This window comes from Brachybacterium sp. P6-10-X1 (assembly GCF_001969445.1).
Classification (GTDB): domain Bacteria; phylum Actinomycetota; class Actinomycetes; order Actinomycetales; family Dermabacteraceae; genus Brachybacterium.
The window spans coordinates 2,979,435-3,004,629 of sequence record NZ_CP017297.1 but is presented as its reverse complement, the minus strand read 5'-3'; the positions used below and the strand labels follow the sequence as shown (position 1 = coordinate 3,004,629).

25 protein-coding genes and 2 tRNA genes are annotated in these 25,195 nt (G+C 71.2%); 18 read left to right on the top strand and 9 right to left on the bottom strand.

Going from position 1 to position 25,195, the window contains the following annotated elements:
- The first annotated feature begins 96 nt into the window (after positions 1 to 96).
- Positions 97 to 975 (top strand): trans-aconitate 2-methyltransferase, encoded by an 879-nt coding sequence (locus tag BH708_RS13565; RefSeq protein WP_076809451.1) that lies wholly within the window; start codon positions 97 to 99, stop codon positions 973 to 975.
- Between the two features lie 27 nt (positions 976 to 1,002).
- Here BH708_RS13565 and BH708_RS13560 read toward each other — a convergent pair whose 3' ends face one another.
- The 5 genes from BH708_RS13560 to BH708_RS13540 all read right to left on the bottom strand — a co-directional run bounded on the left by BH708_RS13560 (position 1,003) and on the right by BH708_RS13540 (position 5,297).
- Positions 1,003 to 1,536, bottom strand: a complete 534-nt coding sequence (locus BH708_RS13560) for an HAD family hydrolase (protein ID WP_076809449.1) — start codon at positions 1,534 to 1,536, stop codon at positions 1,003 to 1,005.
- Between the two features lie 65 nt (positions 1,537 to 1,601).
- Entirely contained in the window at positions 1,602 to 3,050 is a 1,449-nt protein-coding gene (locus BH708_RS13555; RefSeq protein WP_076809447.1) for a PepSY domain-containing protein, read from the bottom strand.
- A gap of 10 nt (positions 3,051 to 3,060) precedes the next feature.
- A complete protein-coding gene (locus BH708_RS13550; protein WP_076809445.1) occupies positions 3,061 to 3,813 on the bottom strand; it encodes a class F sortase in 753 nt (250 codons plus the stop codon).
- A 1-nt stretch (position 3,814) separates the two neighbouring features.
- On the bottom strand, positions 3,815 to 4,585 hold the full coding sequence (locus tag BH708_RS13545) for a CHRD domain-containing protein (RefSeq protein WP_083713595.1): 771 nt from the start codon (positions 4,583 to 4,585) through the stop codon (positions 3,815 to 3,817).
- 175 nt (positions 4,586 to 4,760) lie between these two features.
- On the bottom strand, positions 4,761 to 5,297 hold the full coding sequence (locus BH708_RS13540; protein WP_253705331.1) for a MarR family winged helix-turn-helix transcriptional regulator: 537 nt from the start codon (positions 5,295 to 5,297) through the stop codon (positions 4,761 to 4,763).
- Between the two features lie 75 nt (positions 5,298 to 5,372).
- Between BH708_RS13540 and BH708_RS13535 the strand changes: the two genes are divergently transcribed.
- From BH708_RS13535 to BH708_RS13480, 12 genes are all read left to right on the top strand, one after another.
- Positions 5,373 to 6,464, top strand: a complete 1,092-nt coding sequence (locus BH708_RS13535; protein WP_253705330.1) for a polyprenyl synthetase family protein — start codon at positions 5,373 to 5,375, stop codon at positions 6,462 to 6,464.
- Positions 6,461 to 7,270, top strand: coding sequence for a tryptophan-rich sensory protein (locus BH708_RS13530; protein ID WP_076809442.1), 810 nt, complete (start codon positions 6,461 to 6,463; stop codon positions 7,268 to 7,270). Before BH708_RS13535 ends, BH708_RS13530 begins: the two co-directional genes overlap by 4 nt.
- A complete protein-coding gene (locus BH708_RS13525; protein ID WP_076809440.1) occupies positions 7,267 to 8,133 on the top strand; it encodes a squalene/phytoene synthase family protein in 867 nt (288 codons plus the stop codon). Before BH708_RS13530 ends, BH708_RS13525 begins: the two co-directional genes overlap by 4 nt.
- A complete protein-coding gene (gene crtI / locus BH708_RS13520) occupies positions 8,130 to 9,755 on the top strand; it encodes a phytoene desaturase family protein (protein WP_076809438.1) in 1,626 nt (541 codons plus the stop codon). Before BH708_RS13525 ends, crtI begins: the two co-directional genes overlap by 4 nt.
- Positions 9,752 to 10,096 carry a lycopene cyclase domain-containing protein gene (locus BH708_RS13515; protein ID WP_076809436.1) on the top strand — a complete coding sequence of 115 codons (345 nt, stop codon included), beginning with the start codon at positions 9,752 to 9,754 and terminating at the stop codon, positions 10,094 to 10,096. Before crtI ends, BH708_RS13515 begins: the two co-directional genes overlap by 4 nt.
- Positions 10,096 to 10,428: a lycopene cyclase domain-containing protein gene (locus BH708_RS13510; protein WP_076809434.1), complete on the top strand. Its 333-nt coding sequence runs from the start codon at positions 10,096 to 10,098 to the stop codon at positions 10,426 to 10,428. The genes BH708_RS13515 and BH708_RS13510 overlap by 1 nt, the downstream gene beginning before the upstream one ends.
- Positions 10,415 to 11,161 carry a methyltransferase domain-containing protein gene (locus BH708_RS13505; protein WP_076809432.1) on the top strand — a complete coding sequence of 249 codons (747 nt, stop codon included), beginning with the start codon at positions 10,415 to 10,417 and terminating at the stop codon, positions 11,159 to 11,161. The genes BH708_RS13510 and BH708_RS13505 overlap by 14 nt, the downstream gene beginning before the upstream one ends.
- Positions 11,151 to 12,962, top strand: coding sequence for an FAD-dependent oxidoreductase (locus tag BH708_RS13500; RefSeq protein WP_253705329.1), 1,812 nt, complete (start codon positions 11,151 to 11,153; stop codon positions 12,960 to 12,962). Before BH708_RS13505 ends, BH708_RS13500 begins: the two co-directional genes overlap by 11 nt.
- A gap of 67 nt (positions 12,963 to 13,029) precedes the next feature.
- A complete protein-coding gene (locus BH708_RS13495) occupies positions 13,030 to 13,941 on the top strand; it encodes a cytochrome P450 (protein ID WP_253705328.1) in 912 nt (303 codons plus the stop codon).
- Positions 13,942 to 14,050: 109 nt separating this feature from the next.
- Positions 14,051 to 15,325, top strand: a complete 1,275-nt coding sequence (locus tag BH708_RS13490; RefSeq protein WP_076809428.1) for a ferrochelatase — start codon at positions 14,051 to 14,053, stop codon at positions 15,323 to 15,325.
- Positions 15,322 to 16,863 carry an SDR family oxidoreductase gene (locus tag BH708_RS13485; protein WP_076809426.1) on the top strand — a complete coding sequence of 514 codons (1,542 nt, stop codon included), beginning with the start codon at positions 15,322 to 15,324 and terminating at the stop codon, positions 16,861 to 16,863. Before BH708_RS13490 ends, BH708_RS13485 begins: the two co-directional genes overlap by 4 nt.
- A 239-nt stretch (positions 16,864 to 17,102) precedes the next feature.
- A complete protein-coding gene (locus tag BH708_RS13480) occupies positions 17,103 to 19,298 on the top strand; it encodes a GMC oxidoreductase (RefSeq protein WP_076809424.1) in 2,196 nt (731 codons plus the stop codon).
- Positions 19,299 to 19,374: 76 nt separating this feature from the next.
- Here BH708_RS13480 and BH708_RS13475 read toward each other — a convergent pair.
- The 3 genes from BH708_RS13475 to BH708_RS13470 all read right to left on the bottom strand — a co-directional run bounded on the left by BH708_RS13475 (position 19,375) and on the right by BH708_RS13470 (position 19,734).
- Positions 19,375 to 19,447, bottom strand: a tRNA-Ala gene (locus BH708_RS13475).
- 34 nt (positions 19,448 to 19,481) lie between these two features.
- Positions 19,482 to 19,640, bottom strand: a complete 159-nt coding sequence (locus tag BH708_RS19865) for a DLW-39 family protein (RefSeq protein ID WP_157235959.1) — start codon at positions 19,638 to 19,640, stop codon at positions 19,482 to 19,484.
- A gap of 20 nt (positions 19,641 to 19,660) precedes the next feature.
- Positions 19,661 to 19,734, bottom strand: a tRNA-Ile gene (locus tag BH708_RS13470).
- A gap of 207 nt (positions 19,735 to 19,941) precedes the next feature.
- On the opposite strand from BH708_RS13470, the gene BH708_RS13465 reads away from it, so the two are divergent.
- The 4 genes from BH708_RS13465 to BH708_RS13450 all read left to right on the top strand — a co-directional run bounded on the left by BH708_RS13465 (position 19,942) and on the right by BH708_RS13450 (position 23,748).
- The gene (locus BH708_RS13465; RefSeq protein WP_076809422.1) at positions 19,942 to 20,625 is read left to right on the top strand and encodes a fasciclin domain-containing protein; all 684 of its coding nucleotides are present in this window, start codon (positions 19,942 to 19,944) and stop codon (positions 20,623 to 20,625) included.
- A 92-nt stretch (positions 20,626 to 20,717) separates the two neighbouring features.
- A complete protein-coding gene (gene sigK / locus BH708_RS13460) occupies positions 20,718 to 21,350 on the top strand; it encodes an ECF RNA polymerase sigma factor SigK (protein ID WP_083713590.1) in 633 nt (210 codons plus the stop codon).
- 17 nt (positions 21,351 to 21,367) lie between these two features.
- The gene (locus BH708_RS13455) at positions 21,368 to 22,213 is read left to right on the top strand and encodes an anti-sigma factor domain-containing protein (RefSeq protein WP_157235957.1); all 846 of its coding nucleotides are present in this window, start codon (positions 21,368 to 21,370) and stop codon (positions 22,211 to 22,213) included.
- Positions 22,213 to 23,748: a molybdopterin-dependent oxidoreductase gene (locus BH708_RS13450; protein ID WP_076809418.1), complete on the top strand. Its 1,536-nt coding sequence runs from the start codon at positions 22,213 to 22,215 to the stop codon at positions 23,746 to 23,748. The genes BH708_RS13455 and BH708_RS13450 overlap by 1 nt, the downstream gene beginning before the upstream one ends.
- Before the next feature lie 31 nt (positions 23,749 to 23,779).
- Here the strand turns inward: BH708_RS13450 and BH708_RS13445 are convergent, their stop codons facing one another.
- Positions 23,780 to 24,595, bottom strand: coding sequence for a hypothetical protein (locus tag BH708_RS13445; RefSeq protein WP_076809416.1), 816 nt, complete (start codon positions 24,593 to 24,595; stop codon positions 23,780 to 23,782).
- A gap of 97 nt (positions 24,596 to 24,692) precedes the next feature.
- Here BH708_RS13445 and BH708_RS13440 point away from each other — a divergent pair, with 97 nt between their 5' ends.
- On the top strand, positions 24,693 to 25,169 hold the full coding sequence (locus BH708_RS13440; RefSeq protein WP_076809414.1) for an aminoacyl-tRNA deacylase: 477 nt from the start codon (positions 24,693 to 24,695) through the stop codon (positions 25,167 to 25,169).
- Positions 25,170 to 25,195 lie beyond the last annotated feature (26 nt).

Here is a 25,195-nt window from a genome sequence, read left to right as displayed (position 1 = left end):
GCTCCACCGTGCGCCGCGGGCCGCGTCGACGGTCACCTCGTTGCGCGGACAGCAAACCGAGGTGCTGGTGACGCATGGCGACCCTACGGTGAGGGGGTGAACCTCTCGCCTCCGCACACCCATGCCCACCCCTCGTCCCACGATCACGGTCCCGGCCCCACCGACGCGGACCAGGCGGAGATCCTCGACCTGGACGCCGAGGTGCTCGCCGAGCACATCGCATCGATCACGGCCTCGCTGCCCCTGTGGAGCGACCCGCAGCACGTCGTGGATCTGGGGAGCGGCACAGGAACGGGGACCTTCGCCCTCCTCGACCGCTTCCCGACGGCGCAGGTGACGGCGGTCGACGTCTCCGGTGACCACCTGGAGCGCCTGCGCGCGACGGCGCTCGCCCGCGGCGTCCAGGATCGGGTGCGGACGGTCCAGGCCGACCTCGACGGGGACCGGTGGCCGGAGCTCGGGTCTCCGGAACTGGTGTGGGCGTCGGCCTCGATGCACCACCTGACCGATCCCGCCCGCGCCCTGCGCGCCGTCCACGACGCCCTCGCCCCGGGCGCCCTCCTGGCCGTCGTGGAGCTGGCCGGGCACCCGCGCTTCCTGCCCGAGAACGCCCCCGCGGACCGACCCGGCCTGGAGGAGCGCGTCCACCGCGCGGCCGACCGCCTCCAGCAGGAGCTGATGCCCCACCGCGGGGCCGACTGGGGCCCGTCGCTGACGGCAGCCGGGTTCACCGTCGAGGTCGAGCGCACGCTCGACGTCGACATCGACGGCTCCGGCGACGAGGTGATCGGCCGGTACGCCCACGGCGTCCTGCAGCGTCTCCGCGGCGCCGTCGCCGACCACCTGCCCGTCGAGGACCTCGCCGCGCTCGATGACCTGGTGGATGCCGACGGTCCCCGCAGCATCCTGCGCCGGGACGACCTCAGGGTGCGGACCGAACGCACCGTCTGGGCCGCCCGCCGCGACGGGCGCTGACCGCCGCTGCCGGCCCGCCCGGGCCGGTCAGGGTCGTTGCTCGTCCTCGAGCCCCCGCAGCAGCGGCAGCAGCTCGGCGGGAGTGCTGATCGTGTGATCAGGGATCTCATCAGGGTCGGCGGGCGTCTTCGGGTACCGATCCGTCCAGGCCAGGTGGATGCTCCTGATCCCCATCCGGTTGGCGCCGGCGATGTCGCGAGCGAGATTGTTGCCGACCATCACGCAGCGCGAGGCGTCGGACTCCGCGAGGTCCAGCGATCCGAGGGCCGCCTTGAACATCCGGGGGCTGGGCTTCTCGTGCCGGATGGCCTCCGAGCAGGTCAGCGTCTCGAACAGGTCGAAGAGACCGTGCTGGGACAAGAGGTTCTCGAAGGAGGCGTGGCGCCCGTCGGCCACCAGCGCGAGGCGGAACCCGTCGGCGACGAGGTCCCGGACCATCCGATCGGCGCCGGGCACCAGGTCACCCGAGAGGACGACGCCGGGGTCCTGGTGGATCTCGGTCCCTTCATCGATGAGCGTGTCGCCGCAGTCCAGCAGGACGATCAGGTCTTTCGGAGTCATCGGGGTCCCGTTCTGCGTGCATCGGCGTGTCGACCGGAACACTACCCGGCTCGGCAGGGGCGCCGTCACCTCTCCCGGCGCGCGGTGAGGCGTCCGTGAGCGGTGTCGAGCACCACGAAGGCGGTGAGGCTCGCACCCATCAGCGGCAGCATCAGAGCGATGCCGACGGCTCCGACCAGGACCAGGGCCACGCCCCACCAGGGGGCGCGGGTCAGAGCTCCGCGTTGCGGCGGTCTGCCCACCCTGCGCCCGCCCCGGGTGGGCCGGCGCTGCCACCACATGCGATAGCCCCAGAGGATCATCGCGACCAGCGCCGAGGCGATCACGACCAGGACGATCTGGTTCGCCAGACCGAACAGGGTGCCCATGTGCAGGTCGATCCCCCATCGGGTCAGCTTCGCGGCGAGGTCCTGGTCGGCGAAGTCGGTGCGGTCGACGACCTCGAAGGTGGCGCCGTCGACGGCGACGGCATCCACCTCGGTCGGGTAGCTGCGCTGGATCTCCTGCACCACCCAGGCGGACTCCACATCGTCGGGCGGCAGGATCTCGACCTGACCGGTGTCGATGTTGACGGCCCGGCCGGCGGCGAGGACGCCGTCGATCACGGTCGGGTCCGTCCCCGGCTGCTTCCTCGAGTCGTGACCGCCGGACCCATGGGCCACGTGCTCGGCAGCGCCCCCGCCCTCGTGCCCGCCATCGCCGTGACCCGCATGCTCACCGCCGTGGTCGCCGCCCGTCGTGCCGGAACTCGTCGGCAGCTGGGTGCTCACCGTCGCGGTGGTGAACCCGAAGGCCTCGCGGATCGTGCCGATGTTCCCGCCGCCGTACTGCGACCAGGTGATGCCGGTGGCCGAGAGGAAGAGCGCACCCAGCAGCACCCAGACCCCCGCCGAGGTGTGCAGCGACAGGGTCCGACGGTAACCGCGCGCCCGGAAGTCCGGTCTCATCAGGTCCCGGGCCCGGTGGGCGCGCCGGGCCCGTCGGATCCACAGCCCGAGACCCGCTGCGGCGATCACGCCGAGCCAGGAGGCGGAGAGCTCGCTGTACAACCGGCCCACGTCGCCCAGATGCAGGCTGCGATGCAGCTGGTCGACCCAGGTGCGCAGCGGCAGGGAGCCGTTGGTGCCGTAGACGGTGAGGTCGCCGCGGATCTCGGCGGACACGGGATCGACGAAGATCGCGCGCGTCTCGCTCTCCCCGAGCGAGTCCTCCGCGAACATCACGCGCGTCGTCTCCCCCGGCTCCGGTGCCGGACGGACCGCGGCGAGCTCCGCGCTCCGGCCCATGTGCGCAGTCGCCGCCTCGACCTGCTCGGCGAGAGGCAGTGCGGGCCCGTCGGACTCGGCGGTGAGCTCCTCGGCATGGACGATCTGCTCCAGCTGCGGGGTCATCGCGTAGAGCGCGCCGCTGGCCGCGGAGACCAGGATGAAGGGGCCGATGAAGATCGCGGCATAGAAGTGCAGGCGCAGAAGCAGCTGCCCGAACCATCCCTGGCGGGACCGGGTGGTGGTCATGGCGGAATCCTCAGCTGTCGACCAAACGGGCGAAGACGACGGTGTTGTCGAGGTGGTGGCCGTCCGCTCCGAGGTCGCCGCCGCAGGTGATCAATCGCAGTTCCGGACCCTCCGTGCGCCCGTAGACGGCGAGGGTGGGGAAATCGTCCTTCGGATAGCGGGCCGCGTCGTAGACCTCGAAGGTCGCGACCGTGCCGTCCTCGCGCTCGACCTCGACGCGATCGCCGGTGCTCAGAGACCCGAGATCGAAGAAGATCGACGGATCACCGTGCCAGGTCACGTGCCCCTCGATGACCGACGGGCCGTTCTCACCGGGCGTGGGGGATCCCTCGAACCACGCCGGCCGGTTCGCGCGGTCGCCGCGGGGAGCCAGCAGCTGGCCGTTCTCGCCCAGGCCGATGGGGAAGAGCTGCTCGTCGACGTCGATCGACGGGATCCGCAGGCTCGTGGGTTCGGAGGGCTCCAGCGGCGCCGCGACCGCGGAGGTCGTCTCGTCCTCGGTGCTGGGCTGCTCGGTGGGTTCCGATGCCTCGGTGCTGGGGGTCGGCGACGGCTCCGCGGCAGTGGTGGCGTCCTCGGAGTCAGTGCCGCCGCCATCCGAGGCGGAGGGGGCTGACGAGCGCAGCTCGGGCTCCGGGGGTGCGCCGACCTGACTGGTCAGCGAGAACACCAGCAGCGCCGCGCCGACCAGGGCGAGGACCGCCAGGGCGGCGGCCGTCCTCCGACGACCGCCGCCCCGGCGGGATGATCCCCGAGGGGTCATATCACTTCTGGCTCTGGCGACGACGCAGCGCGAACGCGCCGGCCGCCGCAGCGGTCAGCAGGCCTCCGCCGGCGAGCATCGCGCCGGAGTTCTCGATGCCGGCGGTGGTGCCGTCACCGGTCTCGGCGCCGCCCTCGGGCATGGCGTCCATCTGGCTCATCTCGAGCGCGCCGCAGGCAGCCGGATCGGTCGCCTCGGAGGGCAGGGACTCGTCCAGATCGGACATCTGATCACCGTCATAGGTGCCGTTGCCGTTGTGGTCGACGCCGTGGAGGACCACCGAGCCGTCCCCGTTGCGCAGGTTCTCGGCGACCTCGTCGCTCACCTCGAAGGTGCGCTCATAGGACGCATCTCCGGTGGGGAACCGCTCGACGGCCAGGGCGCTGTCCGGGCTGGTGTCGCCCTCCTTGGTCAGGGAGACCTGGACGCCGCCGTAGTCGCCCGCGGCGTCGGTGGTGCGGATCGCGCCATCGACCCCGGTGCCCTCCATGGTCGGATCGGGGCACTGGTTCTTGCCGCCGATGTGGATGTGCTGGGCGTGCGGGGCCTCGGCGAGCATTCCCGTGCTGTCGAGCTTGACGTGGACCTCGTTGCCCTCGACCGTGACCCACGCGGTGCCGGAGGCGCCGGAATCGTTCAGCTGGGTCAGGTTCGCCTCCAGCGAGGTGCTGTCGGGACCCTCGGCCATCGCGGCGCCGGACATCCCGAACGTGCCGAGCATGGCCGTGGCCGCGAGGAGGGGGAGCATTCGCTTCGTCGTCGTGCGCATCATGACTCCTTCGTTGAGCACCGGACGGTCGAGCGGCCGTCGGGGACGGTGACACCACGTGGTTCGGAGCACACGGCCGATCGGATGGGAATGGATCCGAACTTTCTGGGAACGCTCGCCCTGAGGGCTCACGATCGCCTGTCCCCATCTCCGTGACGCCCCCCGTCGCGGGAGCGCACTAGCGCGGTGCGGGCTCCGCTCTCAGGCATTCCGCCATCGCCTGCAGGAACTCGGCGGTGTCCGCCCGGGAGTCCTCCGGCACGGACCGGGCGACGGTCAGCATGCGGTCGTGCATGTCCGACAATCGCTCGCGCACCTGGTCGTGGGCGTGATCCGTGGCCAACACGACGACGGAACGACGGTCCCGAGGATGGTCGGCCCGGACCAGATGACCCGAGAGGGTGAGGCGGTCGATGAGCTTCGACGTCGAGGCGCCGGAGATGCCGAGGTGCCGGGAGAGGGCCTTGGGCGTCAGCGGGTCACCGGCTCGCTCGTGGGCGATGGCATGGCGGACGGCCTCCAGGTCGGTCGTGTTCATCGACATGCCGGTGCTCATCCGACGACGCATCTCGCGGCCCGCCTCCTGCACCTCACGCACGGCCTGCAGCACGGTCACGGCCGTGTCGCGCTCGTCGAACCAGTACGACGTGCTCGAGGGGTCGCACTGTGCCGCGCTGCGCTCAGGCGAGGGCGGAGATGCCGTGTCATCAGCCATGTGCACATGGTACGGTTCGTGTACGTAGCCAGGCTAACTAGTTTGTGGCTCTGCCCATCCTTCGAGGGAGGCGACGTGGGAGACGAGACGCTCGCTGCGGTCGAGCGCGAGCTGGACGCGCAGATCCGTACCGGCTCTGCACGATTCGGAGAACTGGGTGCTGATCACCGTCGACTGTGGACCGCGGTGAGCGAGGCGCTGAGGGGCGGGAAGCGACTGCGACCACACCTCCTTCTCGTCACCCACGAGGGCCTCGGCGGCACGCGGACCGCGGCCGCCGCCCGGACCGCGGCCGCGGTCGAACTGCTGCACACCGCGTTCGTGATCCACGACGACGTCATCGACGGGGACCACCTGCGTCGGGGCCGCCTGAACGTCTCCGGTGCCTTCGCGGGGGAAGCCCGCGAGGGTCACCTCCCCGAGCCCTCCGTGCAGCGCTACGCCGACGCGGCAGGGATCCTCGCCGGCGATCTCGCGCTGATGACGGCCACCCGCATGATCGCCACCTGCGGCGTGGAGCAGGAGATCATCGGTCGCCTGCTGGACCTCCTCGACGAGGCCGTGCACACCTCGGCGACCGGCGAGCTCGCCGACGTCCGTTTCGGGCTCGGCCTCGAACTCGAGCCCGTCGTCGGCGCCACGGTGCGCGTCGCCGCGCTGAAGACGGCCTCGTACTCGTTCGAGCTTCCCCTGCGCGTGGCCGCCGTGCTGGCCGACGCGCCGCCGGCGACCGTTGCCGCCCTGGGGGAGATCGGGCATTGCCTCGGGGTCGGCTTCCAGCTGCTGGACGACCTGCTGGGGGTGTTCGGGGACGAGAGTCGAACGGGCAAGAGCGCGCTCTCGGACCTTCGCGAGGGGAAGGCCACCGCTCTCATCGCCCACGCGCGGTCCACGCCGTCCTGGACCGCCTTGGACGGCTTGGTCGGTGACCGTCGACTCGACCGCAGCGGCGCCGCGCGAGCGCGGGCGGCGCTCACCGAGTGCGGGGCACGCGACGCGGTCCAGGATCTCGCCGACCATTACCTCGACCGGGCGCTGCGGATCGCGCTGCGCAGCAGGTTGTCGACGACCCTGGCCGACGCCCTCACGGACCTCGTCGACGACATCCGCACGACCGCGACGGACGCGCTCGTGCCGGTACCAGACGTGGGGGAGGAAGCATCATGACACGTGCCGAACCGTCCTCGCCGCCACCCCGCACGCTCGCCCGACGTCTTGCGGTGACCGCGAGCTTCGTCGTCGCGATCGTAGGGTCCGCCATCGGCGCCGGAGCCCTCGGGGGCGTGTCGATCTCCGAGGCCGCCGACGGGCTCCTGGCCAGCGATGCCACCCTGATCGCTCCTGCCGGCCCCGCCTTCTCGATCTGGACCGTCATCTATGCGGCGCTGGGAGCGTACACGCTGTGGCAGTGGTGGGACCGAGCCGACGAGCGGCGCGTGGCCGGGCCCGCCATCGCCTCCCTGCTGCTCAATGCCGCGTGGATCCTGCTGGTCCAGGCGGGTCGGGTCGGCCTCACCGTGCCGATGATCGTCCTGCTGGTGGTCGTCCTCGCCGTGCTCTTCCAGCGCGCCTCGAAGGCCCCCGCCCGCGGACCGCTGGAGCTGCTCGTGGTCGACGGCACCTTCGGCCTCTACCTCGGCTGGGTCAGCGTGGCGACGTGTGCGAACATCACCGCCGCTCTGGTCGGAGCCGGGGCGCCGGACCTCGGTCACCCGGAGTGGTTGGCGGTGCTCGTGCTCGCCGTCGCCGGAGGGGTCGGAATCGCTCTCGCCTCCTCCGGGCGGGGGGCGATCGCGGCCCCCGTCGCCATCTCGTGGGGGATCGGGTGGATCGCGGTCGCTCGCAGTGCCGGTGAGCCGCACTCACCGATCACCGCGACAGCGGCCACCATCGTCGCGGTTGTCGTCGGCGCGGCCACGGTCGTCGCGGCTGTGCGGCAGTTGCGCAGGTCCCGGAGCACGGTGGCCGGATGAGTGCGCGCCGCAGCCCCTTCCCCGCTCTCACGCGGTACGACCGGGTCGCCCAGGAGGCGTCGGGGCGAGTCATCGCCGGGTACTCGACCTCCTTCGGCTGGGCGTCGAGACTCTTGGACGAACCGGTCCGGACGCACGTGCGCAGCACTTACGCGCTGGTCCGCGTGGCGGACGAGATCGTCGACGACCCCGATCCGCGACTCACGCCGTCGCTGCGTGCCGAGCTGCTGGACGGGTTCGAGCAGGAGACCGGGCGTGCGCTGACGCAGGGACGGAGCGCGAATCTGGTGGTCCATGCGTTCGCGCTGACGGCACGACGGTGCGGGATCGGCGACGAGCTGGTCTCGCCGTTCTTCACCTCGATGCGACGGGACCTGTCTCCGCGCCCGCACACCGCGGAGAGCCTGTCGGAGTACATCTACGGATCCGCCGAGGTCGTCGGCCTCATGTGTCTGTGCGCCTTCGTCGAGGGCGATCCGCAGGCTTACGAGCACCTGCGACCCGGCGCCCGTCGGCTCGGAGCGGCCTTCCAGAAGGTCAACTTCCTGCGCGATCTCGCCGACGACGAGGAGCTGCTCGGGCGCGCATACTTCCCCGGGATCGACCGGAGCACCTTCACGGACGCCGACCGTGACGTCCTGCTGGAGGACATCGACGCCGATCTGGCGGCCGCGGACGCCGCCATCGGGGAGCTTCCCCTCAGCAGCCGGCGGGCGGTCAGCGCCGCGCACGGCCTGTACTGCGCCCTCGCGGACCGCTTGCGCGCCACTCCTGCCGCGGAGATCGGACGTCGCCGCATCCGGGTGCCCGACACCCAGAAGGCCTGGATCCTCGCCCGCGCCCTGACCAGGAGAACCGGATGAGTCGTGATTCCGGACGCTCGGTCGTGATCATCGGGGGTGGCGTCTCCGGGCTCGCCTCCGCGGCGCTCCTGGCCCGTGAGGGCTACGACGTCGACCTGGTCGAGGCCCGCGACGAGTTCGGCGGCCGGGCAGGGCGCTGGCAGCGGGATGGTTTCCGGTTCGACACCGGCCCCTCCTGGTACCTGATGCCCGAGGTGTTCGACCACTTCTTCCACCTGCTGGGCACGTCCGCCGCCGAGCAGCTCGACCTCGAGCGGCTCGACCCCGGATATCGCGTCTTCTTCGAGGGGCACCCCGATCCGATCGACATCAGCGCATCGGCGACCGAGAACATGGAGCGCTTCGAGGCGATCGAGCCGGGTGCCGGTCAGCAGTTGGAGCGCTACCTCGACTCCGCTCGGCGCACCTACGACATCGCTGTCGAACGCTTCCTCTACACCTCGTTCGACTCCGTGCGGCCCTTCCTGTCGACCGAGGTCGTCCGCCAGGCGCCGCGCCTCCTGCAGCTGTTGCTGGAGCCGCTCGAGTCGCTCGTCGCGCGGCGCTTCCACGATCCCCGCCTCCGACAGATCCTCGGCTATCCCGCGGTGTTCCTCGGCTCCTCACCGGACCGGACGCCGAGCCTCTACCACCTCATGAGCTCCCTGGACCTGACCGGCGGGGTGCAGTACCCGCACGGCGGGTTCGCCACTCTCATCGACGCCATGGTCGACCTGGCCCGCGCCTCCGGGGCGCGCCTGCATGCGGGCACCGCGGCCACACGCATCGTCACCGCGACCGGGCGGCGCGGCCGGGCCCGCGCGACGGCCCGCGGTGTGCAGGTGCGCGATCCCGAGGGTGAGACCCGGACGCTGGACGCCGACGTCGTCGTCGCGACCGCCGATCTGCACCACGTCGAGACCACCCTGCTGCCGCGCCGCCTGCAGACGTACCCCGAGTCGTGGTGGCGGCGGCGCACCAGCAGCCCGGGCGGCGTCCTGGTGATGCTCGGCATCCGCGGGGAGCTGCCGCAGCTGCCCCACCACACCCTCCTGTTCACTCGGGACTGGGCCGCGAACTTCGGGGCGATCGCCGACGGTCGCGTCCCCTCGCCGGCATCGACGTACGTGTGCAAGCCGTCGGCCACGGACTCCTCGGTCGCTCCACCCGGTCACGAGAATCTGTTCCTGCTGGTACCGGCGCCGGCGGACCCAGCGCTGGGGCACGGCGGGGTGGACGGCGCGGGGGCCGGCGCTGTGGAGCGCCTCGCCGATGAGGCGATCGAGCAGCTCGGACGGTGGGCCGGCGTCGGTGATCTCCCCGACCGCGTGGTGGTGCGCCGCACCGTCGGGCCGGCCGACTTCCGCGACGATCTCGGTGCCTGGCGCGGCGGCATCCTGGGCCCGGCCCATACTCTCCGCCAGAGCGCCTTCTTCCGCGCCGGGAACGTCTCCCGCCGCGTGGACGCGCTCTACTACGCCGGGTCGTCCACGATCCCGGGCATCGGACTGCCCATGTGCCTGATCAGCGCCGAGGTACTCGTCGAACGCCTGCGGGGGGATGACTCACCCTCCCCGTCGCGCACGCCCATGCCTCGACGTCCCTCCCACCGTCCCTCGTCGGAGGGCACCATACGGTCATGACCGAGTTCCAGTACCTGCTCCTGATGGGTGCGTGCGTCGCGATCACGCTGCCCCTCGAGTTCGTCCTCCGCGCCCGGGTCTACCGGCGATGGCGTCTGCTCCTGCCGACGATCCTCGTCGTCGTGCTCGTCTTCGGTCTCTGGGACGTCCTCGGGATCGTCCGTGAGCATTGGACGTACGACAGCGCGTACATGACCGGGGTGATGATCGGCCCGCTGCCGCTCGAGGAGCTGGTCTTCTTCGTGGTCATCCCCCTCGCCGCCCTCCTGAGCTACGAGGGCGTCGAGACCGTCCTGCGGATCGCACGCCGCCGCCTCGCGGATCGACGGAGGACGCAGTGATGGACATTCCTGAATACACCGTGCTCACGGTCCTCGGGATCCTCCTGGTCGTCCTGCTCGAGCTGCTCGTGCTCCGCACCGGCATCTTCCGCCGGCCCGCCTACTGGCTCGCCATGGCGATCTGCCTGGCCTTCCAGATCCCCGTCGACGGGTGGCTCACGAAGCTCTCCGCACCCATCGTCATCTACCATCCGGACGAGTTCCTCGGTATCCGTTTCCCCTGGGAGATCCCGATCGAGGACTTCGGATTCGGGTTCGCCATGATGACTCTGACGATCATGGTCTGGCAGCACCTGAAGAACCGGCGAGGGGCTGACGATGACGCTGAGTGACGCCTTCACCCGCAGTGCCCGACGGTACGACCTCCTGACCGGGCTGAACCCCGGCTACCGGCGCGAGCTGCGCGAAGCGGCCGAGGATCTCGCCGCCGGGATCGGACGCGGGCGGGACCACGATGCGGGCCCTCCGCCCCGGATCTGGGACCTCGGCTGCGGCTCTGGGCTCAGCACCCGCGCCCTGCTGCGCGCGATGCCGACGGCGCGCGTGACGGGCCTGGATGCCTCTGCGGGCATGCTCGCGCGGGCTCGCATCAAGTCCTGGCCGTCGACCACGCACTTCGTGACCGGCGATGTGGAAGAGCTCTCGACGCATCCCGAACCTGCTCTCCAGGAGCAGCCGAACGGGATCTTCGCCGCGTACCTCTTCCGGAACCTCGCTCCCGATGCTCGCGATGCAGCCCTGGCGCATATCTCCACCCGCCTGCGACCGGGCGGACGTCTGGTCGTGCACGACTACTCGGTCCGCGAGTCCCTGCGCGCCCGGGTCGTGTGGAGCCTCGTCTGCTGGCTGATCGTCATCCCTCTCAGCCGGATCGTCGGCGCCGATCCCGGTCTCTACCGGTACCTGTGGCACTCCGTCCGCGACAACGACTCGACCGCCCGGTTCCGGCGCCGGCTCCTCGAGGCGGGCTTCGAGGAGGTCGCTGTCCGCACCGGTCGTGGTTGGCACCGAGGGATCCTGCACACCTACACAGCCCGTGCACCAGGAGGCCCCGATGAGGACTGAGGATGCCGTCCCCGGGCCGCGGGACCCCCACGTCGTCCGCATCCCCCCGCGGCCCGGGCTGTCCGCTCCGGCGCGCCCACGATCGGTCGCCGTGATCGGCGGCGGCATCGCCGGACTCACCGCCGCGACCGCCCTCGCCGAACGAGGTGTCGAGGTCACCGTCCAGGAGGCGACCGACCGGCTCGGCGGACGCGTCGCCGCCTGGCCCCTCGACGACGGCCGCACCATGAGCCGCGGCTTCCACGCCTTCTTCCGCCAGTACTACAACCTGCGGTCCCTGCTCCGCCGCGTCGACCCGGAGCTCTCCCGTCTCGTGCCGATCGTCGATTACCCCCTGCAGCGCGCCGACGGGCTCGTCGACTCCTTCGCGGCGATCCCGCGCACGCCGCCGTGGAACCTCGCCGGCTTCGTCCTGCGCAGCCCCAGCTTCCCGCTGCGTGCGCTGGCCGACATCGACCTCCGCACCGCGCTCGAGCTGATCGACGTGGACTTCCCGTCGAGCCATTCCCGCTTCGACGGCGTCTCGGCCGCGCAGTTCCTCGACCGGCTCCGCTTCCCTCGCGGCGCACGGCACCTGGCCCTGGAGGTGTTCGCCCGCTCCTTCTTCGCGCATCCCGAGGACTTCGCCGCCGGAGAACTCGTGGCGATGTTCCACACCTACTTCGTCGGATCCCGCGAAGGACTCCTCTTCGACGTTCCCGCCGACGATTACGACACCACGCTGTGGGCGCCTCTGGGCGAGCACCTCGCGCACCTCGGGGTGTCCATCCGGACCTCGGCGCGAGTCACCTCCGTGACGCAACGGCCCGCCGGCTGGTGCGTCGCGTCCGAGGACGGCGACCTCGACGCCGACGCCGTGGTCCTCGCCACGGACCCGCGCACCACCCGCGATCTGGTCGCACAGCTCGATCCCGACTCCGCGGCGTCCGCCCCGGATGCAGACGCTGTGCGGACATGGCAGCGCGACATCGCCCATCAGCGCAACGCGCCGCCGTTCGCCGTGCTGCGCCTGTGGCTCGACGGCCACGTCGATCCCTCCCGCCAGGCCTTCTGCGGCACCAGCGGGTACACGGTGCTCGACAACGTCACCGTCCTGGAGCGCTACGAGCAGGGCGCCCGCCGGTGGAGCGAGGACCACAGCGGCTCCGTCCTCGAGCTGCATGCCTACGCCCTCGATGCCGACCACGACCCGCGAACGGCGGACCCGGCCCGGATCCGCCGCCTGCTGCTCGCGGATCTGCGCGCCGTGTATCCGGAGACCACCGGCCTCGCCATCATCGCCGAGGAGCTCCGGGTCGATGACGACTGCGCCCTGGTCGATCCCGAACCCCGCAGACGGCAACCGGGCGTCGTCACGCCGCTGACGGGCCTGGTGCTCGCCGGGGACCGCATCGTGTGCGATTACCCGGTAGCCCTCATGGAACGCGCCGCCACCACCGGATTCCTCGCAGCCAACGAGCTCCTGCACGCCTGGGGGTCACCGGGCACGAGATCATCTCTCCCCCGATGCGCGGCCTACTGCGGCGGGGCGTGCTGGGGCGGATCCGTCGACCACGACCATCGGAGGAGCCGCGACCATGATGGGCCACCCCGGGCGCCGCAAAGCGGTGCGGCCCGACGAGCCGGACGGCCCACGGGTCGAGCGCGACGGACCGATCTGGCGGATCCGATCGCTCGAGGCAGCTCGCCAGGTCCTGCGTGCGCGCGACCGGACGACCCAGGCCGGGTTCACGGCCGAACAGATTCCCCGGGGGTTCTTCCGACGCCACCCCATCCTCATCTCCGACGGCGCCCTCCATGACGAGCAGCGCAGGTCTCTCGCCCGCCTCTTCGCCCCGAACGTGGTGTCCGAACGCTACGCGGCGCTCATGGAGTCGACCGCGGAGGACATGATCGCGGAGGCCGTCCGGGCCGGTCGATGCCGTCTGGACGACCTCGCCCTGCACTATGCGGTCGCCGTGACCGCCGAGGTCGTCGGGCTCACCTCCTCACCCGTGCCGGCGATGTCCCGGCGGCTGACCCGCTTCTTCCGCCAGCCCCCGTTCGACCTCGCCCGGCCGCGCCTGGGACGCACGAAGCGGCAGCTGATGGGTGCGGCGTACAACGGACTGTCCCCGGTGCTGCGCTTCTACCTCGCAGACGTGCTCCCCGCTGTGCGCGACCACCGCCGGCGCCCGCGGAACGACGTGATCAGCCAGCTGCTGGACCAGGGCGCCGGACGGGCCGACATCCTGGTCGAATGCGTGACCTACGGGACCGCCGGCATGGTCACCACCCGCGAGTTCATCTCCATGGCCTGCTGGCACCTGCTGGAGGACGATCCGCTGCGAGCGCGCTACCTCGCAGCCGGCCAGGACGAGCGCCTCGGCATCCTGCACGAGATCATCCGACTCGAGCCGGTCGTCGGCCACCTGTATCGACGCGTCCGCGACCACATCACCGTCAGCGACGAGGGCCGCGAGCACCACCTGGCACCCGGCGATCTCGTCGACATCGACGTGCGCGGCGCGAACGCGGACCCAGCGAGCGTCGGCACCGCACCGCTGGAACTCTGCCCGGGTCGGACGCTGCCACGCGGTATCGGCGCATCAGGACTGAGCTTCGGGGACGGAGCACATCGCTGCCCGGGGCGCTCCCTCGCCCTCCTCGAGACCGACGCGCTCCTGACCCGTCTGCTCGCACAGGAGCCGACGATCCTCGCCGAGCCGTCCCTGGGATGGGACGAGCTCTTCGCGGGATATCGGCTGCGCGGCTCCGAGTTGCGTCTTGGATCCGCCTGACGCATCGGGCCTCAGCCTCATGCCCTACCAGGCACGCTCACATATCATTAGCTAGACTATCGAAAGTGTCGCGGAGTCGACGACGTGTACCGGAACTCAGGAGGTCTGCATGACGCACCACCTTTCCACCACAGATCTGCGGGCGGAGGTCACCGTCGACACGTTCTCCGAGCCGCGGGAACGCCGGGCCGCGGCGCGCGACTACGACGCGATCCTGCTGGCGTCGTTCGGCGGACCGGAGGCCCACGAGGATGTGCTGCCCTTCCTGCGCAACGTCACGCGGGGCCGCGGGATACCGGACGAACGCCTGGTCGAGGTCGGTGAGCACTACACGGCGCTGGGCGGACGTTCCCCGATCAACGACCAGAACCGGGTGCTGATCGATGCGCTGCGCGCGGAACTCGACGCGCGGGGTATCGACCTCCCCGTCTACTGGGGCAACCGCAACTGGGAGCCCTCCATGTCCCGGACCGTGCGCGCTCTGCACGAGGACGGCCACCGCGAGATCCTCGCCCTCGCCACCAGCGCGTATTCCTCGTACTCCTCGTGCCGTCAGTACCGGGAGGACTTCGGCCGCGCTCTCGAGGAGACAGGACTGATGGGGTCGCTGCGCATCGACAAGGCGCGGCCCTACTTCAACCATCCGGGATTCCTGTCGCCGATGGCCGACGGTATCGGCGCCGCCCTGGAGGATCTGGAGGCCGAGGGCCACGACCGCTCCCGCATCCGGATCCTGTTCTCGACGCATTCGATCCCGGAGGTCATGGCCGACGCCTCCGGCCCGGAGGAGGAGCGGACTGCGGGCCCGGCGCGCTGGTACGTCGCCCAGCACGAAGCGGTGTGCCGATACCTGGTGGACGCCGTGGTCGGCGGCGAGAGGCGTGAGAGCGTCTCGGGCGGGGCTCCCGCGGTTTCCTCCTGGGAGCTCGTGTACCAGTCCCGCTCAGGCCCGCCGCAGGTTCCCTGGCTGGAGCCCGACATCAATGACGTCATCGCGCGCATCGCGCGGTCGAGGTCCCACGAGGCCGTGATCGTGGTTCCCGTGGGGTTCGTCAGCGACCATGTGGAGGTCATCTGGGATCTGGACACGGAGGCGCGTCAGAGTGCCGAGGAGCACGGCCTGGCGTTCCGCCGCGTGCCGACATCCGGCACCGATCCGCGGTTCGTGGCCGCGCTGGCGGATCTCGTCGAGGAGAGGATGACCGACGGGGCGCCTCGTCAGGCGGTCACTGACTTCGGGGAGACGCCCGACGTCTGCGGAACGGCCTGCTGTCTGTCCGGATCCTCCCGCGGGAGGATCGTCCCGACCACCTCCGCGCTCGACTCCGACCAGGACCTCCGAGAGTTCCGGACCCATGCTCGCACGGACGGGGAGCAGCGGTGACGAGCCAGGGCGGCGGCGACCGGGCCCGCGTCCTCGTCACGGGCGCGACGGGATACATCGGCAGTCGTCTCGTGCCGGCGCTCGACGATCGCGGGGCCCGGGTGCGGGTCTGCGGACGGCACATGAACCGGTTGGACGCCCAGCCCTGGAGGGACCGGGTGGAGGCTGTCGAAGCCGATCTCGTCGACCGTCGGTCCGTGCGGCGCGCGGTCTCCGGAGTCGACGTCGTGGTCTTTCTCGTGCATTCGATGTCAGGCGGGAGTGGTTTCGCCGAGCGCGAGGCGCGCATGGCGCACATCATGGCCGACGAGGCCGAGCGCGCCGGAGTCAGCAGGATCGTCTATCTCTCCGGCCTGCATCCCGACTCCGATCGGCTCAGCGAGCACATGGCCTCGCGCCGCCGGGTCGGTCGCATCCTGTGCGACGGCACCGTGCCGACGACCGTGCTGGAGGCCGCCACGGTCATCGGCGCCGGCTCCGCCGGCTTCGAGATCATCCGCCACCTCTCCGAGCGGCTGCCCGTCATGCCCGCTCCGCGCTGGGTGCGCAACAGGATCGAGCCGGTCGCCGTCACCGACGTCCTCCACTACCTCGTCGAGGCCGTGATCGCTGCGGGAGACGTCTCCGGGACCTACGGGGTGGGCAGCGGCGAAACGGACCTGCGATTCGCCGATCTCCTGACCGTGTACGCGGAGGTCGCGGGGCTCCGGCGCCGGCGCGTGTTCTCGCTGCCGCTGCCGGCTCCGCTGCTGTCGGGGGGCTGGATCGGCCTGGTGACGCCTGTGCCGCTGTCGATCGCCGTGCCGCTCGCCCAATCGATGCAGCACGAAGCCGTCACCAGCGGGCCTCTGGCCGACGAGGTCCTGCCTCCACCAGTCGGCGGGCCGATGCCGTACAGGACAGCCGTCCGCACGGCCCTGGAGGCCGAGCGCTTCGGGGACCTGGCCTCGCGCTGGGACGCCGACCTGGGGCACGAGAGGGTCCCCGAGTCGTCGTTGCCCTCGGATCCGGAGTGGGCGGGCAACACGGTGTTCACCGACGAGCGGCAGCGCGAACGAGCCGACGTCGACCCGTCCTCGGTGTGGCGTGTCATCGAGGGGATCGGGGGCGCATCCGGCTGGTACTCGACGCCCGTGCTGTGGGCCCTGCGCGGTCTCGCGGACCGGCTCCTCGGGGGGCCTGGCCTTCGACGTGGCCGTCGCGACCCCCGGCGCCTGCGGGTCGGAGACGCCGTGGACTGGTGGCGGGTCGAGAGGATCGAACCCGGGCGATGCCTCACCCTGCGCGCCGAGATGAGGATGAGCGGCCGCGCATGGCTGCAGCTGTCCGTCGAGCCCTGCGACGGAGGTACCCGCTATCGCCAGCGCGCCATCTACTTCCCCGACGGCCTCCTGGGTCGTCTGTACTGGTGGGGGATCTCCCCCTTCCACGCGCTCGTCTTCCCCGCGATGGCCCGCAACATCATGTCGGCGGCCCGGGCCACCTCGGGACGCATGGCGGACGGCGCGGATCGTGACGGGGACCTTGACGGGCTCTGACCGGCGATCTCCGCCGGCACGGCGACCCCTGGTGCTGGCCGGCGGCCTTCCGCTCTGCGGGACGACGGGCCGCGGTCCGCATGATGCTCGTCGTGCGGACGGTCCGGCGCGCCGACCCTTCCATCGGCCCCGCTGCTCCACGGCCCTGAGTGCGTGTGGACAACGCTGGACCCTGACGTTAGCGTCGAGCTCACCGCCTCGCGCCCGGGAACGGACACGACCTGCCGGAGAGGACCGTCATGGACGATCGACCCACCGCCGACGCGATCGTGGTGGGCAGCGGGTTCGGTGGTGCCGTGGCTGCCGCCCGCCTCGCACAGGCAGGGTTCTCCGTCGTGATCCTCGAACGGGGCCGACGATGGAACCCCGGGGACTTCCCCCGTCGGCCCCACCTCGAGGACGGCTGGCTGTGGGAGGTCGACCGCGGTCTGTACGACATCCGCTGGCTCGACACCATGGGCAGCGTCCAGGCCTCGGGCTGGGGCGGTGGTTCGCTCGTCTACGCCAATGTGTTCGCCCGGCCCTTCGAAGGAGCGATGGACGAGCGGTGGCCCGCCCATCTGCGTCGCCGGACCCTCGACCCCTACTACGACCTGGCGGCGCACATGACGGGCGTGGCGCCGACCGGCTCCGATCCGGCCACCGGCAGGGCCGCTCCCCGCACCGCCCTCATCGAGCAGATGATGGAAGGGATGGGGGCCCCGGAGCGCACCATCCGACCCACGCTCGCCGTCACCTTCGGCGACTCCGAGACGTGGCGCCCCAACGCCCAGGGCGTCCCGCGGCGAGGATGCGCCTTCGTCGGCGAGTGCGTGATCGGCTGCAACCACGGCGCCAAGAACACCCTGGACACCACCTACCTCGCGCTCGCGGAGCGCCATGGCGCGCAGGCCGTCCCCGACGCCGAGGTCCGACGGATCGAGCTCCTCCCCACCGCGTCGAACGGTCGCGAGTACACGGTGGTCACCTCGACACCCTCCGATCCCTCCGCACCTCCTCGCGAATGGGTCGCGCCGAGGGTGATCCTCGCCGCCGGAGCCGTGGCCACCACGGAGCTGCTGCTGCGCGCCCGGGATCGGCACGGCACGCTGCCGGATCTGTCCGCACACCTGGGACGCGGATTCTCCGGCAACGGCGACTTCCTGACCCTGGCCGAGCTGCGCGGCGACCGGACGGACATGACGACCGGGCCCACGATCACCACCACGACGGTGCTGTCCGTCCCGGAGGGCCGACGATCGGTGTGGTACCAGGTCCAGGATGGTGCGATCCCTCCGCCGCTGCAGGCCCTCATCGATGCGCTGCTGCCCGCCGGCGGCCTACGGCACCGGTGGCAGCGGCTCCGTCGCTCGGACCCGCGTCGAACCTTCGCCGTGCTCTCCATGGGAAAAGACTCCGGCCGCGGCACGCTGCGCCTGGACACCTCCGGGACGGCGGAGCTGGCCTGGAGCAATCGGTGGCAGTCCCAGCTCTACAGGTCCCAGCGCCGTGTGGGGCCCCTGATCAGCCGCCTGCTGGGTGCCCGCCAGTACAATCCCCCGACCTGGTCCCTGCTGCGCAGGACCATCACCGTCCACCCGCTGGGCGGGGTGCGGCCCGGCCCCGATGCCGACAGCGGGGTCGTCGACGGGGCGGGCGAGGTGCACGGATACCCCGGGCTCTTCGTCATGGACGGCTCGACCCTGCCGGCCGCCACGGGCGTGAATCCCTCGGCGACGATCCTGGCCGCCACGGAACGCGCCATCGAGACCGTCATCCGTGCCGCCGGTCGCCCCGGATGGCGCGCTCCGGAATGGGAGGACCTCTCGCCGGCGCCGGTGCCCGAGGACTCCGCGTTCGCGGCCGCCGCGGCCCTGCACGAGGCGACCCGGGGCGACGGCGTGCTGTTCACCGAGCGGATGGCCACGTGCGGTCGCCGCCGTCCCCGTCTCGAGATGCGACTGAGCGCCGAGGTGCGCAGCATCGACCGCTTCCTCACCGACCCGGCCCACATCGTGTCGATCCAGGGAGCGATCGACGTCGACGGCCTCGTCTCGGCGGCGCCCGTCTCCGGCACCCTGTCCCTGTTCCCCCGCGGCATCGACGAGGCGATGCGCTATTCCCTGCGGTTCGAGGACGACTCCGGGCGCGCGTGGCAGCTGACCGGTGTCAAGACGACCCGCTCCCGGCTGCCTCTGGCCCTGCTGTCCGGGCTGACCACGCTTCCCACCGAGATCGCCCCCGTCGATGACTCGGGCACGCAGCCGCTCCGGACACTGCTGACGATCAACCTCGCGAACGTGGCGCGGCTGGGAATCTCCTTGCGCGGCCAGGCCTTCACCCGAGCCCGCCGCCTCCGGGCGGCGGCTCGTTTCCTCGCCTTCTTCACGCGCTCCGCCCTGAGCGGTCCCCGCGTCGGACGTCCCGGGAGCGGTCCCGGGGCGGGGCAGGTGTAGGCCCGCCCCGGCGGCCTCCGCGCATCGCACGAGGCCCTCCCTCGTGACGAGGAAGGGCCTCTGACCTGCAAATCTGTGGAGGCTAGGGGATTCGAACCCCTGACTTCGACCTTGCAAAGGTCGCACTCTACCAACTGAGTTAAGCCCCCTGGGCGCCGTGGGCGCGGGAAGAACGCCGGTGGATCAGTCGCGGACCTCGGCGGCGTCCTGCGCAGCGGAGACCCGCTCTGCCTCGGACCACAGCTCGTCGCGGTGGCGATCCGATTCGACCTTGCGCCACACGAGGAGTCCGGCGACGGTCGAGCCGATCAGGACGGCGGTGCAGCTGATGAGCTTCTTCACGAGTCCTCCGATCCTCGAAGTGGGCCTAACTGGACTTGAACCAGTGACCTCTGTCTTATCAGGACAGCGCTCTAACCGACTGAGCTATAGGCCCATGGAGGCTGACGTACGACGTGCATCGGTGTCAGCCACCGACGGGCAACACTACAGCGCTCCGACCCGCGACGTCCAACCGTCCCGGGCCGTTGTACGGGAGGTCACAGCACGTCCGGGGATCCGCACCGATCCGGATCACGGTCCGCTCCGAACTTCTTGCATGGCGCCGCTGGGGTGTCAGCACAGGATCACGAAGGAGACTGTCATGCGCACTTCCACGATGCTTCCGAAGCTGGGGGCGCTCGCGGCCACGGTCGTCCTGATGAGCGCCTGCTCGGGCGGCATGAGCGATGAGCCGTCCATGGACGAGGGCCATCAGGCGTCCGACGGCGGAGGTTCGATGGCGTCCGACGGCGGCGGCGACATGGCCATGGATCCGGCTGCGCACCTCGTGGGCCCGGGCTGCGCCGATTACGCGGAGATGGTTCCGGACGGTGCCGGGTCCGTGGAGGGCATGGCCCAGGACCCCTTGAGCGTCGCGGCCTCGAACAACCCGATGCTGACCACGCTGACCTCAGCCGTCTCGGGAGAGCTGAATCCTGACGTGAACCTCACCGACACCCTCGACGGGGACGAGTTCACGGTGTTCGCCCCGGTCGACGACGCCTTCGCGGCCATCCCCGAGGACGACCTGAACGCGCTGGCCGCGGACGCCGACGGCCTGACGGACGTCCTCACGTACCACGTGGTCGCCGGCCAGCTCAGCCCCGACGAGATCACCGGCACCCACACCACGGTGCAGGGCGAGGACGTCGAGGTCACCGGCAGCGGTGACGACCTGATGGTGGGCGATGCGGCCGTGATCTGCGGCGGCGTGCAGACCCAGAACGCTACCGTCTACCTGGTCGATACCGTCCTGATGCCGCCGTCGATGGCGGACGCCGCCTGAACAGCGCACACTGTGAGGACGCAATGAGTGGGTGGGCGGCATCTTCCACGGTTCTCCCCCACCCGCTCACGCCGTCGTCGAAGGAGCTGTGCATGGCGCTCGATCCCCCCGAGGAAGAATCGGAGCGACCACGGTCGCGAGGGCCGGACGGGAGAGCACCTGGTGACCACGAGATCACCGAACCTCCGCTGTCCGAGCTGCTGCGCCGCGTCGCCCAGGGGGACGAGGACGCCTTCTCCGGTCTCTACGACGAGACCGCGTCCCTGCTGTTCGCGCTCATCAAGCGCGTGGTGCGGGATGTGTCGATCAGCGAAGAAGTGCTGCAGGAAGTGTTCGTGGAGATCTGGAAGCATGCCACCCGGTTCGACAGCAACCGCGGCTCCGCCCACGGATGGATGTGCACCATCGCCCATCGGCGCGCCGTCGACACCGTCCGGTCCACCGACGCCGCACGGCGTCGGGACTCCGAGGAAGGTGTCCGAGCCATCGAGGAGGAGGTCGTGGATGTGCAGGAGGAAGGAATCCTGAGAATCGAGTCCCAGCGGGTCGTCACGGCGATGCGTGCTCTGACCTCGCCGCAGTCCGAGGCGATCCGCCTCGCGTACTTCGGTGGCTACAGTCACCGCGAGGTGGCGGCCCTGCTCGGCATCCCGGTCGGGACGGCGAAGACACGAATACGGGACGGCATGATCGTCCTGCGGGAGAGCCTGGGGGTGACCTCGTGAACGAGCAGGAGCACGACATGACCGGTGCCTGGGCCCTGAACGCCCTGGACGCCGACGAACGCGCCCGGGTCGAGGAGCAGCTCGCCCAGGACCCCGAGGTCGCCGCCGAGGCCCGCTCCTTCGAGGAGACCGCCGGCGAGCTCGCCCGCGGCCTGGAGCCGGTTCCGCCGCGCCCCGAGCTCAAGGACTCGGTGATGGCGCGGATCGCGCGGACACGCCAACTGCCGCCGCCCGACGCCCAGGACGCCGACGAGACCGCGACGGCGTCCGCCCCCGCCGAGAACACGCATCGGGCCGAGACAGGGGCTTCCGACGCCTCCGCCGGCTCGCCGGACGCCGAGGTCGTCCCCCTGGACCGCTACCGATCCGCCGTGCGGCGCACCCGATGGTTCGCCGTCGCGGCGACGGCTCTGCTGGTCACCAGTGTCGCCGGGGTCGGACTGTGGAGCACGGAGCGCGCCGCGCAGCAGGAGTCGGAGGCCACGATCGAGGCCCTGCGATCGGCGCAGGAGGACGCCGAGCAGGAGCAGCAGATGGTCTCGACCATCATGGCCTCCGACGACGCGACGCAGCTGACGGTGCCGGCCGAGTCCGGCGGTGCACTGCACCTGATGTACTCGCGGGACCAGGAGGCGATGATCGTCCAGGCCGCCGATCTGGCGGAGCTCCCCAGCGAGAGCACCTATCAGCTGTGGCTCATCGATGAGGACGGCGCCCACGGTGCCGGGCTGATCACCTCCCCGGACCAGACCGTGGTGATGCACGACGAGATGCCTCCTGGAGCGCAGCTCGGCCTCACCGTCGAGCCGGCGGGGGGCTCCGAACAACCGACCACAGACCCCATCGCGGCGGGAGCGCTGTGATGAGTGCCCGCGACCGGCCCGTGCCGTGGTGGTCCGCCATCGCGGGCGTGGTCGCGGGCCTCGCCCTGGTGGCCATCGCGCAACTCCTCTCGTTGATCTTCAGCTCTTCCTCGGCCCCCTTCGTGGCCGTCGGCGGGGGGTTCATCGACATCATCCCGCCGTGGGTGAAGGACCTGGCCATCGGCCTGTTCGGAACCCACGACAAGCTCGTGCTGTTCGCCTCCATGATCGCGGTGTACGTCGTGCTCACAGGCCTCATCGGTGCCTTCGGCGCCGGTCGCCCGCGGCTCGCCGCCGCCGCGCTCGCCGGGCTCGGACTGTTCGCGACGATCATCGTGCTGACCCGGGCGGGCACCGGTGCCGCCGATGCGATCCCCACCGTGGTCGGGACCGTGGCCGCGGTGCCGCTGCTGGTGATCATGCTCCGTGCCGTGGACCCCGCAGCCATCGGGACGGCGTGGGAACGACGACGCGCGCTCGTCGGCATCGGAGCGCTCGGGGTCGGCGCGGTCGTCGCCGCCGCCATCGCACGCGGCGTGACGGCGAGCCGTGAGCTGGCCCATCGGGCCGCGCAGTACGTGCTGCCGGAACCCGTCGAGCCCGCCCAGCCGATCCCCGAGGACGCCCAGGTGACGGTGAAGGGCATGCCCCCCTACGTCACCCCGAATGCGGATTTCTACCGGATCGACACCGCCCTCGCCGTGCCGCGCGTGGACCCCACCTCCTGGCAGTTGAGGATCCACGGCCTGGTCGACCGCGAGCTCACTCTGAGCTTCGAGGAGCTGCTGGCCGAGCCCATGATCGCCAAGCACGTGACGCTGGCCTGCGTCTCCAACCCCGTCGGCGGGGATCTCGCCGGGAACGCGACCTGGCTGGGCGTGCCCGTGCGCGACCTGCTCGAACGGGTCGGCGTGCAGGACGGGGCGGACATGGTCCTCTCCCGCTCCATCGACGGGTTCACCGCCTCCACCCCGCTCGAGGCCCTCACCGATGCACGGGACTCGCTGATCGCCGTCGGCATGAACGGCGAGCCGCTGCCGCAGCAGCACGGCTACCCGGTGCGCATGGTCGTTCCCGGACTCTACGGATACGTCTCCGCGACGAAATGGCTCACGGAGCTGAAGGTCACGCGCTTCGCCGACGACCTCGCCTACTGGTCCACGCGGGGCTGGTCCGAGCGGGGCCCGATCAAGATCGCCTCGCGGGTGGACGTGCCGCGCTCCTTCGCCGAGCTCGCGCCCGACGCCGACGGCGCCGTCATGCTGGGAGGCACGGCCTGGGCACAGCAGCGCGGGATCGCGGCGGTCGAGGTGCGGATCGACGACGGGGACTGGCGGGAGGCCGATCTCGGGGCCGAGGTCACCGAGGACACCTGGGTGCAGTGGTCGCTGCGCTGGGAGGATCCCGCTCCGGGCGATCACACGGCGACGGTGCGGGCCACCGACGGCGAGGGAGAGCTGCAGACCGAGGAGCGCGCGAACCCCGCCCCGAACGGGGCGAGCGGCTGGCACCGGGTCGACTTCACGGTGGCGTGAGTCGCGGCGGACTGCCCGCCCTCCCGATGGCTCACCCCCGGGGCAGGCCGTCCTCGGCCACCAGGGAGTGCTCGCGCGCCAGGTTCTGCAGAGCGTCGGGAGCGGCTTCGAGCCGCGCGCAGATCTCCGCCGCGTCCCCGCGGACCAGCGCGGCGCCGGTGAGGGCCACGAGCTCGTCGAAGATCTCCTGCTGCAGGTGGCGCAGCGGGATCGGCTGCTCATGGGCGAGGACGCCCCACACCGAGGCGTAGACGTCGATGTGCTGCGGCCGCTCGCCCGTCGCCAGCGTCACCGGGAAGCTCTCCTGCTCGAGCCGGATGCGCTCGTAGTTCGGTTCGGTCTCGTCCACCACGGCGAGCTGCTCGTCGTCGAACCAGGTGGCCACGAGCTCCATCCGCTCCCCCTCGGCGCGGTACGGGGCGGCGGGGATGTAGCCCCGCGCGGAGATGTGGGCGCAATGGCCGACGGCGAGATGGTGGATCGTGCAGCGCAGGAACGGTGTGGCCGGGTGCAGATCACGTCCGGAGCGGGCGTACTTGCGAGCGATGGTCTCGGGCGTCTGGTTGGAGCCGACGGCCACCACCAGCGTGCGCTCGGCCAGCGGGGCGGCCCCGTCCGCGGCGAGGCCGGCCTCGATCGCGGCCACGTCCACCAGCGGGTGGCCCTGCTGCTCGGTGGGAGCCTCCACCCCGCTGTCCGGATCGAGCTCCGCGATCCCGGTGCTGAGCAACAACGCGGAGCGCACCGACTGCCCCGTCCAGGGGTAGTCCTCCGGGGCGTCGGGGACGGTCGGGACATCCGAGGCGGACGGGGCGGTCGGCACCGGCAGAGTCGAGGAGCAGGACATCCTTCGACCTTAGCGAAGCTCCCGCTCTCGCCCCAGGTTCCGGTGGTGACCGCCACGGGCCCCCTCCCCGCCCGCCGTCGGCCTCTATCGTGGGTCCATGAGCGACACTCCTGCGATCACGGCCCTGGCGGCTTCCGGCCTCGATCACGAGATCACGCGGCACGGGCGGGTCGGCTCGCTCGCGGAGGCGGCGGCCGCCCGCGGCGTCGAGCCCCGCGACATCGTCAAGACCCTGGTGGTGCGGCGCGGTGACGGCGACTTCCTGTTCGTGCTGGTCCCGGGCGACCGGGAGATCTCCTGGCCTCTCCTGCGTGCGCTGCTCGGGGTGAACCGGCTGTCGATGCCGGACAAGGAGGTGGCCCGGGACGTCACCGGGTACGAGCGCGGCACGATCACCCCGTTCGGCTCCACCACGGCCTGGCCCGTGATCGCCGATGCCTCCCTGATCGGGGACCCGGCCCGGCGGATCTCGATCGGTGCCGGGGCCCACGGTGTCGCGGCCTCGGTGAACGCCGAGGCCGCCTTGACGTACCTGGACGCCCAGGTCGCGGAGGTCACCGAGCTGCAGCAATGAACCCGAGGCTCACCAGCACCCCCACC